Origin of the sequence: Clostridium magnum DSM 2767 (assembly GCF_001623875.1) — a bacterium.
GTDB classification, from domain to species: domain Bacteria; phylum Bacillota; class Clostridia; order Clostridiales; family Clostridiaceae; genus Clostridium_AM; species Clostridium_AM magnum.
Map to the genome: position 1 here is coordinate 270,708 of NZ_LWAE01000008.1, position 18,016 is coordinate 288,723.

The following is an 18,016-nucleotide window of genomic DNA, read 5'->3' on the forward strand; positions in this document are numbered from 1 at the left end:
AAATAACAGTTTCACTTCATGCAAAAATAACCCAGAACCACATTTTCTATAACTCATATACTGGCAAAAAGGGGGAATTTTTGTGCCGCAGTTTACATCTTTCTATCAAGAGCTTATTGTACTCTATTTAATTGCTTTAGTAGGCTACATAGCCAAGGGGAGCGGTATATTTTCAAAAGAAGCAGACAGGGTTCTTACTCAGTTAATACTTTACATCACCTTACCGGCATTAATTTTATTTTCACTAGATTTTCCTTTCAACGGTTCATTGCTTAAGGATTTTGCTATACTTATTTTTCTATCGGTGTTTTCTCTAAGTCTATCCTGTTTAGTAGCTTACTATATTGGAAAAAAAAGCAGGTTATCTGTAGAAAGAAATGGTGTATACCAAGGACTTATCATTTTTGGAAACCAGGGATTTTTAGGATATGCAATATGTCAGGTGCTGTTTTCTAGAGAGGGCATCATGTACGCAGCAGTGTTTAATCTATTTTATCTTGTGCTCATATGGACTTATGGTATTTATATTATTGCTAAAAACATGATGTCTTTTTCGTGGAAGATGCTTATTTTAAATCCAGGCACATTGGCTACTTTTATAGGCATTATTATGTTTTTTCTGCCTATTGAATGGCCTGAGATCATTTATAGGGTTTTTCAAAGTATTGGAGCTCCAACTACACCTCTATCAATGCTGCTCATAGGAAGCTTTATTGCCGATCTTGAAATAAGAAAAGTATGGGAACTATCCAAAGACAGGCATATTTGGATATCTGCTTTTTTAAAACTGCTGCTGATACCTACATTTTTAATTCCTTTTGGGATTTTTAAGATTAAGTTCACTGTATTGGCTGTTGCGGTTCTGGTGGCGGCAATGCCTTCAGCACCAACTACATCATTTTATGCAAAGAAGTATGGGGCAGATGCTGCATATGCATCTGTAGGGGTAAGTATAACCACGCTGCTGCTGCCTATTACTCTCCCTCTCTTGTATTGGTTGTTAAATTATATATACAAGTAGTTTGTTAGTGTTAAAAATGTTTTCTCATCAAATTTACTGATATTGTCACAATAATGATAGGGGGCTACTAAAAGTTAGTCCTCTTTTATTTTTTGGAATGATTTTTTAGTTATAGTTTTAGTAGCTTTTGCCATATAAATATGATATAATCAAATCGATATTAATTATTTAATAATATTAATAATCTGTATTATTAAATAAAATTTGGGAGGTTATTAGATGAAAACTGATTTATTAGAAAAAGGCGCAATATTACAAAGGGATAAGGAAACATACGGAATTGCACCACATTTAACTGCTGGAATTGTAACCCCAGATGTTTTAAGAACTATTGCAGATGTAGCTGAAAAATATAATGCAGCAGCTATTAAAGTTACGGGAGCTCAAAGAATTGCAATAGTTGGATTAAAAGAAGAAGATTTAGATAATGCTTGGGAAGATTTAGGCATGGATCCAGGTGCAGCAATAGGTTTATGTGTAAGAAGCATAAAAGTCTGTCCAGGAACTACTCTTTGTAAGAGAGGTCTTCAAGATTCAGTTGGAGTTGGATCAAAATTAGATAGTTTATATCACGGAAAAAAATTACCTAATAAATTTAAAATAGGTGTAAGTGGCTGCCCTAATAGCTGTTCAGATAGTGCATTTAAAGATTTAGGATTAATAGGCGGTGGAAAAGGATGGATGGTCTATGTTGGTGGTAAAGGTGGAGCCAAGCCAAGAATAGCAGATAAAATAGCACTTTCTGTATCACAAGAAAAAATATACGATTTAGTAGAAAAAGTTATTCAAGTATATGATGAAAATGCAACTAACAGAGAAAGATTAGGAGATTACATAGATAGAGTAGGATTGGATACATTTAAAGAACAAATAGGTCTTGATAGTTATTTATAAAATAAAAATATAAACAGTATATAATTCACAAATATATTATTATTAAAATTAAGAGCAGAAATGCTCTTTTTTTAATTAAAATATATTTAGAGATTATTGTAGTAAGACTTGAAATAGAAGATTTCAAAAATTCATGAAAAAATGACATTAGTTTTCTTTTAATGTAAAAAAATGTTGATATTAATAAAAAATGTGTTGGATTTTTGGTAATAATAGGATATAATATATGTTATACCCATTAATTGATATAAATCTACAAATAAAGCCTTTTTAGTACATCTTGGTTAAAGTTGGGGGGATATTATGAAAAGCATAAGAGTAAAATTAGTGATGTTTTTAGGATTCTTAATAGGAGCTATATGTATAGGGTTGGGTGCAGTTTCATTTATAAATTCATCAAAGGCACTAGAATCAAATTTAAGTAAGACTCTTCCAAAAATAGCAGAACAAACAGCAAGTAATATTCAAAGTCAAGTTGAGGGGAAATTAAGTACATTAGAGGCTATCGCAGCAAGGCCTGAAATAAAGGATACTAACAATCCTTGGGAAAATAAAATGCCAATTCTTATAGAGGAAGGTAAAAAAATCGGAAGCATTACTATGGCTATTGTAGATAAAAATGGAGATATTAAGTATACAGATGGAAAAACTTCTAATATTAAAGATAGACCATATTTTCAGAAGGCCTTATCTGGTAAAAGCAATATATCTGACCTATTGGTAAGTAAGACAGATGGAGCTTTAGTAGTTGTGTATGCAGTTCCTATTAAAGACAATAATGAAGTTATAGGAGTATTACTGGAAGCCATAGATGGTAATAAATTAAGTGAAACAACTAACCAGATTAAAATTGGAGCAACAGGAAACGCATTTATGGTAAACAAAGATGTGACTACCATTGCTAACAGCAATGATAAAAGTTTAGTTGTAAAAAGGTATAATGTAGTAGAAGAGGCAAAGAAAGATACTAAACTACAGGCTTTGGCGGATATTGAGAAAAAAATGGCTGCAGGAGAAACAGGGATAGGTGAGTATTACTATAATGGAGTATATAAATATGTAGGCTATGCTCCGGTAAAAGGAACCGAATGGTCCGTAGGAGTTAATGTATTTAAAAATGAAATATTGTCAGAATTAGACAGCTTAAAGATTTCCGTTATATTATCATCTATGTTATTTCTATTAATCGGGGTTCTGATAGTTTACATAATTGCTAATAGTATGTCTAAAGGAATAAAATCAACCTCAAAACATTTAGAATTATTAGCAGAAGGAAATCTATGTGAAGAAGTTTCTTATAAATATCTGCAGCTAAAGGATGAAGTTGGAGTGATGACCAATTCAATGAAAGCAATGCAGGAATCACTAAGAGGAATGATTAACCGAATAAAAGAAAATTGTGCAAATATTGATATGCAATCAGAAAGTTTATCTTCTGTTGCAGAAGAAATAGCTAGTTCCTCACAAAATGTTACAGAAGCAATAAATGATATTGCAAAAGGAACAAGTTCCCAATCAGAGGATTTAATAAATGTAACAAATATTCTTAATGACTTTGGTAATAAGTTATCTGGAATGGTTGGTGAAATACAAGTTGTAGATTCAAATTCTAGGGAAATTAGTTTGATGGCAAAAGAGAGCAGTAATGAAATGAGTGAATTAAATAAATCTGTAACAAGAGTTAGTAATTCATTCAAAACCTTTAATGGTAAAATTATTGGACTTGGAAAAGATATAAATGAAATAAATGAAATTACTAATATAATAAATAGTATTGCAGAGCAAACAAATCTATTAGCATTAAATGCTGCTATCGAAGCTGCTAGAGCAGGTGAAGCTGGTCGAGGATTTTCAGTAGTGGCAGATGAAATAAGAAAACTTGCGGAGCAATCCCAAATGTCATCAGAAGATATTAGTAGGTTAATTAATGAGATAGCTAAAAATACTGATGTCATAGTCCAAGATTCTGTTGAAATGGATGATGAACTGCTAAATCAAGTTAAGATTATAAATAGTTCAATAGCATCCTTCGAAAAAATTATAGAAGCAGTAAATGAAGTAATTCCTAAAATTGAAATCGTTAAAAATTCTGCGGAAAATATAGAAAAGGATAAGAATACTATTTTAGTTAGAGTGAATGATGTATCTTCAGTTTCACTGGAAGTTTCAGCATCTTCAGAGGAAATTTCAGCTTCATCAGAAGAAATGAATGCTTCTACAGAAGAAGTATCGTCATCAGCACAAATACTAAGTAATATGACTAAGGAAATGCTTGAGGAAGTAAATAAGTTTAAAATTTAAAGTTAAAGAATTTGAATGCAAGAATAGAGCCTAAATTAAGGGCTCTATTTCTTTTTACAAAAATCACTTGTTGGTGATGTGGTTTTTAATCTGGCATTGAGTTTTATCCGATGACTACCCGCTCTAATACTCCCATCTTCTCCAAAGTGGGAGTAAAGAGCGGGTACGTCCCTGGATTCGTTCAACTAAGAATCAGGTGGGGTCTGAAACCCCATCTGATTCAAGTTTACACTTCATTCAAAATTTTTCTATAAAAGAAAATCTATTGATATTGCTCTCGATTTCTATAGATAAAAACTATAAATAAAAGGGAAAAAATTCATTAGAATTATGGAAAAGAAAGGATTATAATGTAATCGAAATATACTAAAAAATGACTGGATTTTCATTTTTTATTTAATAGTCCTGAACATATTCTATATATAATTATTATAAAATTTCAAATATCATTAATTTTGTTGAATATTTTTGATAAAATATGTAATTCTATTTTAGATTTTACAAGAGAAACATCAAAAACTTTCTAGAATTAAGGTATAGGTCCAAGGTTCTGAATATATTTTAATTAAAATTGGGGGGTATTATGAAGAGTATAAAGTCAAAAATGATAATGTTTTTAGGTTTGTTAATAGGATCTATATGTATAGGGTTAGGTACAATTTCATTTATAAATTCATCAAAGGCACTAGAATCAAATTTAAGTAAAACCCTTCCTAAAATTGCAGAGCAAACAGCCAGTAGTGTTCAAGGGAGAATTGAAGGACATTTAACTGCATTAGAGAATATTGCGGCAAGACCTGAAGTAATGGATCCTAATAATTCATCTGAAAACAAAGTGTCAATCCTTTTAGAGGAAGGTAAAAGAATTGGAAGCGTTAGGCTGGAATTTGTAGAAAAAAATGGAGATATTAGAAAGCCGGATGGAACACTTGTTAATGTTAAGGAGCGGACATACTTTCAAAATGCATTATCTGGTAAAAGCAATGTGTCAGACCCATTTGTAAGTAAAACTGGAGGAACTATAGTAGTTGTTTATGCCGTTCCTGTTAAACATAATAATGAAGTTGTAGGAGTATTAATTGAAACAGCAGATGGTAATAAATTAAGTGAATTAACCAATCAAGTTAAGGTTGGGCAGACAGGTTATGCATTTATGATAAAAAAAGATGGGACAAACATAGCTAGTATCAATAAGGATTTAGTTATGAATATGTATAATCCAATTGAAGAAGCAAAAAAAGATACCAAACTACAGGCTTTAGCAGATATTGAGAAAAAAATGGGTGCTGGGGAAATCGGAATAGGTGAATACTATTATAATGGAGTACATAAATATGTAGGGTATGCTCCCGTGAAAGGGACTGAATGGTCTGTGGGAGTTATAGTGTTAAAAGGTGAGATACTTTCAGAATTGGATAGTCTAAGGGTTTCTGTTGCAGGATTTTCTATATTATTTATATTAATTGGAGCCGCAATAGTTTATATTATTGCTAATAGTATATCTAAAGGAATAAAATCTACTTCAAAACATTTGGAATTACTGGCACAAGGAAATCTGTCCGAAGAAGTTTCTCCTAAATATCTGCAACTAAGGGATGAAGTTGGCCATATGACCAATTCGATGAAAGTGATGCAGGAATCATTAAGAGGAATGATTAATCGAATAAAAGAAAATTCTGCCAATATTGATATGCAATCAGAAAGTTTATCCGCTGTTGCAGAGGAAATAGCAAGTTCCTCACAAAATGTTACAGAGGCAATAAATGAGATTGCAAAAGGCACCAGTTCTCAATCGGAGGATTTAGTAAATGTAACAGATATTCTTAATCATTTTAGTAATAATTTATCTAAAATGGTTAGTGAAATACAGGTTATGGATTCAAATGCCAGGGAAATTAGTTTAATGGCAGAAGAGAGCAGTAGTGAAATGAGTGAATTAAATGGATCTGTAACAAAAGTTAGCAATTCATTTAAAACATTTAATGGGAAAATAGTTGGACTTGGAAAGGACATAAATGAAATAAATGAAATTACTAATATAATAAATAGCATTGCAGAGCAAACAAATTTATTAGCATTAAATGCCGCTATTGAAGCTGCCAGAGCAGGAGAATTGGGCAAAGGCTTTGCAGTAGTGGCGGATGAAATAAGAAAACTTGCTGAGCAATCAAAAGTATCATCGGAAAACATTAGTAGACTGATCAATGGAATATCTAAAAATACTGATGTTATAGTTCAAGATTCTGTTGATATGGATAATGAATTAATAAATCAAGTTGAGATTATAAATAGTTCAATAACATCCTTCCAAAAAATTATAGAAGCAGTAAATGAAGTGATTCCTAAAATTGAAACAGTTAAAAACTCTGCGGAAGGTATAGATAGGGATAAGAATACCATTTTAGCCAGAGTAAATGATGTATCCTCAGTTTCAATTGAAGTTTCAGCATCTTCTGAAGAAATTTCCGCATCTTCCGAAGAAATGAATGCTTCTACAGAAGAAGTATCATCATCAGCACAAATACTTAGTACTATGACTAAGGAAATGCTTGAGGAAGTAAATAAATTTAAAATTTAGTTTATAATAATATTTTTTTAATGGGACTTCTTTGAAAGGGGTCCCATTAATTTTTATGAAAAACACTAATATTAAACAAATTAGTTGGCATAATAATTAAGAGAGTACTTTTACATGGTTATAAAATAAAAATATTGAAATTTTATTTATTATTGTATATAACACATCTGATGATGATAATTATTATCAAGTATGTCCAATTGTATGATTTATAATATTATGTATTCAAGCTTATTAATGGTAGGTGTTGTTATGAAAAGATTGTTTTTAAAGATAGAGGGAATTGTACAAGGGGTAGGCTTTAGACCTTTTGTTTATAATCAAGCAGTTTCTCTTAATCTAAAAGGGTGGGTTAACAATAATTCAGAAGGAGTACATATTGATATTGAAGGACAGGAAGAAGAGTTAAATAGCTTTATCTATAGTTTAAAACATAAACATCCGACCTTAGCTAGAATAGAAAGCATAATTATAGAAGAAAAGGAATCTGTAAATTATAAGACTTTTCAAATTAAGGAGAGCAAAAGAAAAGACAAAAAAATCACCCTTATTTCTCCGGATATGGCTACCTGTGAAGAATGTACTGGGGATATTACAGATCCATCAAATAAAAGATATAGATATCCCTTTACCAATTGTACAAACTGTGGCCCTAGATTTTCAATAATAAAATCTATCCCATACGATAGAGAAAAGACAACAATGAAGAAATTTAAGATGTGTAGAAATTGCAATGAAGAATATACTGATCCAACTGATAGAAGATTTCATGCACAGCCTAATGCCTGCAGTGATTGCGGACCACATATTTGGATTGAAGATTGTAAAGGGGTAAAAATAGAAGTTAATGACGTATTAGAGTGGACAAGACAAAAGCTTAAGGAAGGCAAAATTTTTGCAATTAAAGGCCTTGGAGGATTTCATTTAGTTTGTAATGCTCTAAATGAGGAAGCAGTAGAACTATTGAGAATCAGAAAAAATAGACCACATAAACCCTTTGCTGTTATGATGAAGGACATAAAAACTGTTAGAAAATACTGCAGCGTAAATATGGAAGAAGAGGAGATATTGACAGGAGCTAGGAAGCCTATAGTAATACTAAATCAATCTAGCCAATATGATTTACCTCAAGCTATAGCTCCAAAGCAGAAAACCTTAGGAGTGATGCTTTCATATACACCTCTCCATTACTTGTTATTTGAAAATGATATAGAAGCTTTAATAATGACCAGTGCAAATGTTCATGGACTGCCGCTTGAATATAAAAATGAAAGTGCTGTTGAAAGCCTTAGAAATGTGGCAGATTACTTTTTACAGCATAATAGAGACATTTATGTACCAATAGATGATTCAGTAGTAAAAGTAGTAGATGGTGAAGCTCGAATGGTAAGAAGGGCAAGAGGATATGCTCCAGAGCCTATAAAGAAAGAAAACACAAAGGAAATTTTAGCCTGTGGTTCTAATATGAAGAATACCTTTTGTGTAGCAAGGGAAAATTTCCTGTTTTTAAGCCAGCATAATGGGGATTTGGAGAATATAGAAACAATAGAACACTATAAAAATAACATAGAGCATTATGAAAAGATATTCTATTTTACACCAAAGTATATAGCTTGTGATATGCATCCCGGTTATGTCTCCAGCGAATATGCCTATAATACAAGCTTACCTAGAATTGAGGTTCAGCATCATCATGCCCATATTGTGAGTTGTTTAGCAGAGAATAATGTAACTAGAAAAGTTATTGGAATCGCTTATGATGGAACAGGTTACGGAACTGACGGAAGGATATGGGGTGGAGAGTTTTTACTTTGTGACAATAAGGAATTTGAAAGGCTGGGACAATTAGATTATGTAAAAATGCCTGGCGGTGAAAAAGCTGTTAAGGAACCTTGGAGGATGGCTGTTTCTTATATTTACAAGGTGTTTAAGTCAAATAAATGGAAGGAATGCAGCACAGAAAGACAGCTTAGAAAAATATTAATTAAACTATATGGAAATAGAGCTATTAATATTGTATCTATGATTGAGTCAGATATCAACTGCCATAAAACCTCCAGCATGGGGCGATTTTTTGATGCCGCAGCTAGTTTGATGGGACTTAGAGATAGTGTTACCTATGAAGGTCAAGCTGCAATAGAACTTGAGGCCATTGCTTGTGAAAAAAGTTTAGATTCCTATGATTACGATATAGTTCAGGCAGATGGCTATATTGTGAAGCCAGAAAAAATTATTATTGGTATCCTAAAAGATAAATTTTTAAAGGAACAGGATAGTGTTATTTCAGATAAGTTTCACAATACTATTGTGAACTTTTCTAAAGACATATGTAAACTGATTAGAAAAGATACAGGTGTTAACGAAGTGGCATTAAGTGGTGGAGTATTTCAGAATTCCTATTTGCTAAAGAACTTAACTAATGAATTGAAGAGGGAAGACTTTGTTGTTTATGCAAATAAATTAATACCTACAAATGATGGAGGAGTAGCTTTAGGACAAATCGTTATAGCAAATGAAATCTTAGATAATAAGTAGTTATATATGATCTATAATTACTGTACTAGCAGCAGCCTTTATTAATTCTGAATTAAATAATAAAGAAAAAAAGTTTCTTTATAAGAACATATTTATTTCATCCATATTGTTTCTATTTGGTATGATTTTTGGATATATATTAATATTACCCTATGTTTTAAGTTTTCTTATATTCTATGGACAAGAGTATATGACACCATTGCTTTCGGGGAGTATATACTTCAGTTTTATAGGAATTTTCTGCTTTTTTATAGGTATTATATTTTTTAAATCAGTGTATAAAGGTGTATACACTAAATATAGTTTGGAGGGTTTTATATGTGTTTAGCAGTGCCAGGAAAGGTTTTGAGTATAGAAAATAATAAGGGTGTTATAGAAATAGGAAACATGAGAAGAGAAGTATTTATGCACCTTCTTCCAGATGCTAAGGTAGGGGATTATGTACTTGTTCATGCTGGTTGTGCAATGCAGACCATTGATGAAGAAGAAGCTAAAATAACATTAGAACTGATAAAGGAGTTAGCAGAGGATGAAATTCATTGATGAGTTCAGAAACGAAGCTTATGCAAAAGGTCTTGTAAAGTCCATACAGAATATTACTGATAAAAAAATAAATATTATGGAGGTATGTGGTTCTCATACTATGGCTATATTTAGATATGGAATAAGGGACATACTTCCGGATAATATAAAGCTTATATCTGGTCCTGGTTGTCCAGTTTGTGTTACTCCTCAAAGTTACATAGATACTGCTTTGGAGCTATCTGGCCTTGAGAATGTAATAATAACAACTTTCGGAGATATGATGAGAGTGCCAGGCAGAAAGTCATCTCTAATGAAAAGGAAGGCAGAGGGCGCTGATATTAGAATGGTATATTCTCCCATGGATACTATGATCCTTGCACAGAAGAATCCTACAAAAAAAGTAGTATTTCTTTCAGTAGGTTTTGAAACTACAGCTCCAATGACTGCGGTAACAATTTTAGAGGCTAAAAAACAAAATATGAATAACTTGTTTTTTCTTACAGCTCATAAACTTGTTCCACCAGTTATGGGTGCTCTTATGGAGGATGAGGAGGTCAACATTGATGGTTTCCTGCTTCCAGGACATGTAAGTGCTGTAATAGGAGAAAAAGCTTACGGATTTTTGAGTTCTGAATATAAAATCCCTGGAGTTGTAACTGGTTTTGAGCCTTTAGATTTACTTCAAGGGTTTAATACACTTATTAATATGATAAATAATAAGGATTTTACAATAGCCAATGATTATAAGAGAATAGTAAGAGATAACGGTAACGAAAAGGCAATAGAATACCTAAATAAGGTCTTTGACATATCAGCTAGTACTTGGCGTGGAATTGGCTCAGTACCAAATAGTGGATATGAGCTTAAAAAAGAGTATGAAAATTATGACGCTATAAAGCATTTTAATATAGATTATAGAGAATACGATGGCTGTCCAGGATGTAGATGCGGGGACATACTTAAAGGAAAGATAACTCCATATGAATGTCCTTTATTCAAAAAGGCCTGCACACCAGAAAATCCTGTAGGTTCCTGCATGGTATCCTCGGAAGGTACTTGTGCAGCTTATTACAGGTATGAAGTGAAACTTGAATCAGATGGAGTTTCAACTCCATCTGATTCTTAGTTGAACGAATCCAGGGATGTAGCCGCTCTTTACTCCCACTTTGAAGAAGATGGGAGTATTAGAGCGGGTAGTCATCGGATAACTCTTAAAGTACACATAGGAGGTAAGATATGGAAGAAAAAATATTACTAAGTCATGGCAGCGGTGGAAAACAAACAAACAGTTTAATAAGTGATTTATTCCTAAAATATTTTAATAATGAAATAATAAATGAATTAAATGATTCAGCTCAACTTAAATTAGACAGCAGCAAAATTGCCTTAACTACAGATTCCTTTGTAGTTAATCCTATATTTTTCAAAGGTGGGGATATTGGAAAGTTAGCAGTCTGCGGTACTGTAAATGATTTAGCTATGAGTGGTGCTAAACCGCGGTACCTGACTAGTGCGTTTATTATAGAAGAAGGCTTTCCAGTAGAAAAGCTGGAGACTATTGTAAAATCCATGGCTGATGCTGCCAAGGAAGTAGGAGTTCAAATTATAGCAGGTGATACAAAGGTAGTTGAAAAAGGTGGATTGGACGGAATATTTATTAATACTTCTGGAGTAGGTACCATTTACGAAAATGTAAATATTAAAGCAAATAATGCTCAGGTTGGTGATATGGTTATTGTAAATGGAACCTTAGGTGACCATGGTATGACTATTATGTGCCAAAGAAGTGGAATAGACATAGAGGGAGAGTTGAAAAGCGATTGCGCAGCTTTAAATTCTCTTGTAGACTCTATGCTGGAAGTGTGCCCTGATATCCATGTGTTAAGAGATGCCACAAGAGGAGGAGTTGCAGCAGTTTTAAATGAAATTGCAGATATAAGCGGAGTGTCTATTGAATTAGAAGAAAGTTCAATTCCTATAAGTGAAGAAGTAAAAGGGTGCTGTGAGCTTTTAGGCTTAGACCCTCTATATATTGCTAATGAAGGAAAGTTGTGTTGTTTTGTGCCAGAAAATTATGCCGCTGAAGTATTAGAAGCCATGAGAAAACATCCCTTAGGCTCTAATGCTGCAATTATTGGCAGGGTTGTTGAAAAGGTGTCTCAGAAGGTTTATTTAAAAACTATTATAGGTGGCAAAAGAATAGTAGATATGCCTTCAGGACAGCAATTGCCTAGAATATGTTAATATAAAAAGTTATCCATACTTGACTTAACATTGCAAATAAGCTATACTTTAACAAAAGTAAATAAAAATAATCATGTAACTGGCGGAAATGGAGATTACCATAGGGAGCATGATTTAAGAATGCTATCGACCGCCTGGGTAAATAATATATTTATCCAGGTGGTTTTTTGCTTTAAAATTTATTATTTGGAGGTTTTATTTATGGAAAATGCAGAAATTATACTTAAGTATGGATGTAACCCACATCAAAAACCAGCAAGGATTTATACTAAAGATAAATCAATACCTTTTAAAATTTTAAATGGTACTCCAGGTTATATTAATTTTATGGATGCTTTCAATTCATGGCAGCTTGTAAAGGAATTAAAACAAGTAACAGGATTACCAGCAGCAGCTTCCTTTAAACATGTGAGCCCAGCAGGTGCAGCAGTTGGAGTTCCTTTAAGTGACGTATTAAAGAAATCATATTCTGTTGAAGATATAGAATTGACACCTGTAGCAGCGGCTTATGCAAGAGCAAGGTGTTACAAACAGCTATAGAAAGGAATTGATTACCCTTTTTATATTCTAGGAGTTGCGTTTATATTTTCACCATCCCAAATAACTTCTTTAAATATGTTTTTTACAAGTTTCTTTTGTTCTTCTAATTCTAGCTTATCTATATTATTTGCAGCGTAATTCAAATGATCTTTAAACATTTTTATATTAATCTTATTAATGCTATTTTGTTTCTGCTTACTCTTTAAATCAGTTATTTTTTTATTAATTTCTTTTAATTCAAAATCTAATTTTTCTATTTTTGTAACAATGTATTTACTAGCTACAGAACCTTCAGCTTCAATTAATTTTTCAGTTAATTTTTCTATATCATTTTCATATTTAGAAGCAAGTTTTTCCAAGCTTTTTAATCCTTCCATTGAATCATCGATATCTAATTCTTTTTTATTTTTCTCAAATAATTCATCGACCAATTCGTTGTCTCTGTTTAGTTTTTTTATATAATCCATAATTATTTTATCTGCTTCATACCCATTCGCATTTTTGATATCGCATAAAAGGCAACCAGACGTAGCCTTAGCACTACATTTGTAATAGTGATGACTTCTTTTACCTTTATAATAAGATGCGACAACTCTTAAACTACTGCCACAATCACCGCATTTTATAATTCCTGACAGTAAAGCATCCATTGCTTTTCCAGAGTTTGGGGCTTTTAAGGAGTTTTCTTGAATTAGATTTTGAACATATATCCAAGTGTCAAAATCTATAATGCCTTTATGCTTTCCGATAGTAATTATCCATTCTGTAGTTTCACGTAATTTTTTAGTCTGGTCATATTTGTTATAACTCATAATTCCCAAGTGATCTTTGTTGTTTTTAAATTCTTCTATAGCATTACAAATAATCATACGTTTATTTTTTGCATAATTATAAAAATCCTCATTAGCAATAACATAACAAGGGTTACTTAATATTTTCTTAAGAGAATTTATATTAAAAAAATCGCCCTTTTTACTGAGTATTTTTTCTTTAATTGTATATCTTTGTAGTTTTCGCAAAGAATTAAGTTCAATATATTTTTTAAATATTGTTACAACTACATTATAATTTTTATCTAATTTCAAACAAGCATCTTTTCCTATGCCTGTTTTTACATATCCAAGAGGTTCTTTCCCACCAAGCCATTTCCCGGTTTTAGCAAGTTCCATCATATTATCTTTAATTCTTTCGGCAATAGTTTCTCTTTCGAGTTGAGCAAACACACTGGATATGTACATCATTGCCCGGCCCATAGGTGAAGATGTGTCAAATTGTTCTTTAATAGATATAAAATCTATATTTAAATTTTGAAGTTCATCTATGATTTTTGCAAAATCTCCTATGTTACGGGATATTCTATCTAATCTATAGCATATCAACACATTAAACAAACTATTTTCAGCATCTTCAAGCATTTGCAAAAATTTTGGTCGGTCCGTATTTTTACCGGAAAATCCTTCATCTTCATAAACAAGAATATCTTCAACATTTTTAAAATTTCTTTTTATATATTCCTTACACATTTCAATTTGATTTTCAATAGATTCGGAGCCTTCAACAAATCTACTTTTTCTGCTGTATATGGCAATTCTCATCTTTCCATACTCCTTTTGTTTATTTAGTCTTCTTTAAATAATTTTTCCATTTTGTCTAGCTTTTTCAATTTTTCTTCCATTTGCGCATAGGTTAAACCATTTGGGAATACATGTGTAGTAAGTAATAAGTTATAAAACATTCCATCGGCACCGATATTAGCTAAACCCTTATCAGCCTCAGAATCTTCAGTTTCACCTAATAGCCAAGAAACAGATACATTTAAAGCATTTGCTATATCCATAGCTTTTTGAATAGATGGTATAGTCTTGCCTTGTTCTACTTCACTAAAATAAGATGGTCCAGTAGTTCCACATTTTGCAGCTAATTCTCTCAAAGTCATATCAAGTTGTTGTCTTCTTGACTTCATTCTAATTCCAAAATCATTAACATTACTCATTTTTTCAAATCCTTTCAATATCTAGTGTATATCTCTATACACTGATTAATTTTACTCACTTTACACATAGACTACATATAATTAATGTAGTCTATGATTTGTTATCATTGTGGATAAATTAATTATAATTTCTCATATAATTTACCCCTTAAAATTTCTAATTGCTCTTTTAGTTTCTTATTTTCTTCTTCTAATTCTTTAATCTTTTTATCTTTAGCCATTATGATAATATCTTTAGATTTAGCTGTCTTATCATATTTGGCTCTTTGATTCATTTCCATACTTACTTGTTGCTGTCTTAATTCTTCAATTCTATTTTTAACTTCTTCATTATTATAAAGAAAAGTTTTAGATACTCCACTGGCTATCGCCACGCTATTGAAATTAATCTTTTCTTCACTAAGAGAAAGTTCTCTAATAGCTTTATCAACCTTTTCTAAAGTAATCTTTGTTTTTTCCTCTGCATATTTCTTTAATCCCTTTGTACTTCCAGCCATTATTGAATATCCTCCCTTGAAGCTCCATTTTTATGTAGTATCTTTTGTTCCCTAACTCTTTCGAGCGTATCTTCCAGCAATTTTAAGTATGTTTTATTCTTCTCTGCCCACAATTCTCTTCCACATCTTTCAGCAATATCAATTTGTTTTTTAGTATGTTCAATTTCATCTTCATATTCAGGAATATTTTCAACTGTAGTACAGAAACTTGCACAAGTTAAACAATGGTTCATTTGTTGCTTACATGGTAGTTTTGAAGGTTTAAAACATACACCGAAAGGTACTCTTACAGCATCTAAATTCTTTTTAACATATTCGTATCGTATAAGATTTTCACCATCATCAGAATTTAGATCTATTTGTTCAAGTTTATTGGTTTCAGTATTAACTCTAAATAAGTCTAAATCCTCAGTATTCTTCCATTTCTCGTAGAGAGTGTTTTCTGTTACTGTTGCATAATGGACTGTCATTTGAAGGCTCTGATGACCTAATATCTGTTGTATAATGCTAATACCCATACCTTGTTCTACATATTCTTTAGCTCTTGTATGCCTTAGTGAATGAAGCCTAAAATGATATAACTCACTATTAACATCTCTAATATCTTTTTGTTCAATAAGTCTTTGAATTGTATATAATAAAGATGCTTTATTCAATGGTCTTCCTTTTAATTTACCTTCATAAGTATTAAATAAATACTTTTTAGGGTTGTTTTCCTCTGTACTTAACTCTTTAGCTTTATCAATAGCTTTCTGAACCATTTCAGCAGCCTTATCCCTAATCGGGATTTTAAGTTCTGCAATGCCAGTCTTAGTTATTTCACCACAAAGGTAATAATTATATCTTTCCTCTTTACTATTCCATATCTGATCTAGGCAATTATCATATCTAAGATTTAATATATCAGTACCACGCCATCCTGTTTCTCTTAGGAGAATATAGATAGGTATATACTGTGGTCTATCTAAATCCATAATATTGTTATCTAATTGTTTCAATATAGGCTCTGGAACAAATTTAACCCTTCTCATTTCGTCTTGCACAAATTCTCTTCTCGGAATATCATCTTGGAAAATTAAAAATGACACTTCCTTTTTAGGAGCTTTATCATATTGAGCTATTTGAATATACTCTAAGAATGTTCTTACATAAGATATATATTTACTTGTTTCTGTAAGGTTTTTATCTTTTCTTTCATTACCTATAAAAAACAAATAATTTTCAATATCTTCTCTGTTTAAATTTTCAATAAAACCGTCTTTATATCCGTTATTATAAAAATAGTTAAAAAACACTTTTAAATGTTTTAGTATATTAAAACAATGCCCCCAACTTTTTTTAGTTATAATAGTTTTAAAATATCTTTTAACCATATCTTTATAATAAATAGGGATATCTGAAAAATTTATAGATGTAGCTAATCTATCTGATGTAGCACTCTTTTTAGCACCTTTAATATTCTTTGAATACCATATATCTTTTTCAGTTTCTTCTCTATCATCATATAAATCTTTAATAAAATCTAACAAGTAATTTGAAAACCAAAAATAACTTTTTTCATTTATATCAAATTTAATACCTCTATCTATTAAAAATATTTTCCATTTTATAAATGTCTTTTCTCTATCTAATTCTAATAAAGACTTTCCAGTATAAAATTCAGAGAAATGTTTTAGCGACACATTTAATCTAAGAATACCTTTGTTAGTCAGTAATTTTTCTTTATGTTTGTAAAGAAAAAAATATTTAATTTCATTTTTTAAATTATCATTTTTAATATTTGAAAAATCTATATATCGCATATTAGATATTTTTTCTCCTATAAAGAATGTTTCTATAGCATCCCATATATCATTCTCTAACCAATATCCATTATCCTGACTAAGATACTCAATTATTTCTTCATACTTGCTTTGTTGATTACTTTTTATCAGTTGTAAATTATCCACTTTATTCTTCCCCCTCGTTATAAATATCCAAGTCCAAATTAGGTTGAGTTTTCTCAAACTCCCTTGTTATATCTTCATCTGAGGGGTGAATATAAGTGTTCATAGTGGTATAAATATTTTTATGACCTGCTCTCACTCTAAGAAGTTCTGGTTGCCATCCTGCCATTCTAAGTACTGTTAATGAGCTATGTCTGAACATATGTGGTGTAACATATATTCCTGTTTTCTTTTTAAGACTTCTAAATAAATTATCTACATCAACATAGTGCATAGCTTTGTTTTTGTTATTACCACTTATCTTTATGAAAATATGATTAGTTTCAACTTCTTCATTATGGTATTCAGCTATATATTCCATAAACATGTCAGCCAAATTTTGTGATATATCTATTCTTCTAGGACTTGATACCGTTTTTAATCTCAGCATTATTTTCAAGTTGTCCTCTGTCTTTTAAATCAATAACCATATCGCTTATATCAATATCTTCGATCCACCAATGACAAGGTTTCGCCTATTCTCATTTCCAGTTTCATAAAGCAACGATAACAAAAACTTATCTCTTAGATTGCTACAAGCTCTAACGAGCATTTCTATTTCATCTTTAGAAAGAGTTTTTGGCTTGCTCTTAGGCACTTTTAATTTAAGGATATTACTTGTTACTTTTTTCTTATCATAAGCTATCATACAAAAATCCTTTAAAGTTTCTGCTTGAACTTGTAACAAATTTTTTAAGTCTTTCTGAAACATCATTGCTGTATTCTTCATGTCTTAAAATGTAGTCATAGAACAGCAATACAGTATCAACTATAATGTTTACTGTTCTTGGACTTCTTGCAGTATCTACAGGTGTTGCAGGTATTACTTTTAAACTCTTATATGGATTCTGTAACCAATTCACAAACAATGATAAGTCATCAATAGTTACCTTTTGAAAATCT

13 protein-coding genes, 2 pseudogenes and 1 riboswitch are annotated in these 18,016 nt (G+C 31.3%); of the genes and pseudogenes, 10 read left to right on the plus strand and 5 right to left on the minus strand.

The annotated features are described in order from the left end of the window. Window positions 1–82: 82 nt before the first annotated feature. The 10 genes and pseudogenes from CLMAG_RS24740 to CLMAG_RS24780 form a co-directional block, all read left to right on the plus strand. A complete protein-coding gene (locus tag CLMAG_RS24740) occupies window positions 83–1,021 on the plus strand; it encodes an AEC family transporter (RefSeq protein WP_066629002.1) in 939 nt (312 codons plus the stop codon). 219 nt (window positions 1,022–1,240) lie between these two features. Further along, window positions 1,241–1,915, plus strand: a complete 675-nt coding sequence (locus CLMAG_RS24745; RefSeq protein WP_066629006.1) for a nitrite/sulfite reductase domain-containing protein — start codon at window positions 1,241–1,243, stop codon at window positions 1,913–1,915. A 303-nt stretch (window positions 1,916–2,218) separates the two neighbouring features. After that, window positions 2,219–4,216, plus strand: coding sequence for a methyl-accepting chemotaxis protein (locus tag CLMAG_RS24750; protein ID WP_066629011.1), 1,998 nt, complete (start codon window positions 2,219–2,221; stop codon window positions 4,214–4,216). Window positions 4,217–4,799: 583 nt separating this feature from the next. Beyond that, on the plus strand, window positions 4,800–6,794 hold the full coding sequence (locus CLMAG_RS24755) for a methyl-accepting chemotaxis protein (protein ID WP_066629014.1): 1,995 nt from the start codon (window positions 4,800–4,802) through the stop codon (window positions 6,792–6,794). Between the two features lie 252 nt (window positions 6,795–7,046). Continuing rightward, window positions 7,047–9,329, plus strand: a complete 2,283-nt coding sequence (gene hypF, locus CLMAG_RS24760) for a carbamoyltransferase HypF (protein ID WP_066629017.1) — start codon at window positions 7,047–7,049, stop codon at window positions 9,327–9,329. Between the two features lie 16 nt (window positions 9,330–9,345). Next, window positions 9,346–9,657, plus strand: coding sequence for a twin-arginine translocase subunit TatC (locus CLMAG_RS31130; protein WP_278331611.1), 312 nt, complete (start codon window positions 9,346–9,348; stop codon window positions 9,655–9,657). Continuing rightward, window positions 9,648–9,872 (plus strand): HypC/HybG/HupF family hydrogenase formation chaperone, encoded by a 225-nt coding sequence (locus CLMAG_RS24765; protein WP_066629020.1) that lies wholly within the window; start codon window positions 9,648–9,650, stop codon window positions 9,870–9,872. The genes CLMAG_RS31130 and CLMAG_RS24765 overlap by 10 nt, the downstream gene beginning before the upstream one ends. Further along, the gene (hypD, locus tag CLMAG_RS24770) at window positions 9,859–10,980 is read left to right on the plus strand and encodes a hydrogenase formation protein HypD (RefSeq protein WP_066629023.1); all 1,122 of its coding nucleotides are present in this window, start codon (window positions 9,859–9,861) and stop codon (window positions 10,978–10,980) included. The genes CLMAG_RS24765 and hypD overlap by 14 nt, the downstream gene beginning before the upstream one ends. Before the next feature lie 110 nt (window positions 10,981–11,090). Then, complete coding sequence (hypE, locus tag CLMAG_RS24775; protein ID WP_066629026.1) at window positions 11,091–12,098, plus strand: hydrogenase expression/formation protein HypE; 1,008 nt, start codon at window positions 11,091–11,093, stop codon at window positions 12,096–12,098. Window positions 12,099–12,163: 65 nt separating this feature from the next. After that, window positions 12,164–12,245, plus strand: a riboswitch (ZMP/ZTP riboswitch). Between the two features lie 54 nt (window positions 12,246–12,299). Next, window positions 12,300–12,620: pseudogene (locus CLMAG_RS24780) on the plus strand (hypothetical protein); the annotation flags it as partial. Window positions 12,621–12,658: 38 nt separating this feature from the next. Here the strand turns inward: CLMAG_RS24780 and CLMAG_RS24785 are convergent. From CLMAG_RS24785 to CLMAG_RS32010, 5 genes and pseudogenes are all read right to left on the minus strand, one after another. Then, on the minus strand, window positions 12,659–14,233 hold the full coding sequence (locus tag CLMAG_RS24785) for a recombinase family protein (RefSeq protein ID WP_066629029.1): 1,575 nt from the start codon (window positions 14,231–14,233) through the stop codon (window positions 12,659–12,661). Between the two features lie 23 nt (window positions 14,234–14,256). Beyond that, window positions 14,257–14,631: a helix-turn-helix domain-containing protein gene (locus CLMAG_RS24790; protein ID WP_066629032.1), complete on the minus strand. Its 375-nt coding sequence runs from the start codon at window positions 14,629–14,631 to the stop codon at window positions 14,257–14,259. Between the two features lie 122 nt (window positions 14,632–14,753). Further along, complete coding sequence (locus CLMAG_RS24795) at window positions 14,754–15,128, minus strand: DUF6262 family protein (protein WP_066622928.1); 375 nt, start codon at window positions 15,126–15,128, stop codon at window positions 14,754–14,756. Beyond that, the gene (locus CLMAG_RS24800; protein WP_066622931.1) at window positions 15,128–17,077 is read right to left on the minus strand and encodes a tyrosine-type recombinase/integrase; all 1,950 of its coding nucleotides are present in this window, start codon (window positions 17,075–17,077) and stop codon (window positions 15,128–15,130) included. Before CLMAG_RS24800 ends, CLMAG_RS24795 begins: the two co-directional genes overlap by 1 nt. A 1-nt stretch (window position 17,078) precedes the next feature. Further along, window positions 17,079–18,016: pseudogene (locus CLMAG_RS32010) on the minus strand (tyrosine-type recombinase/integrase); the annotation flags it as partial.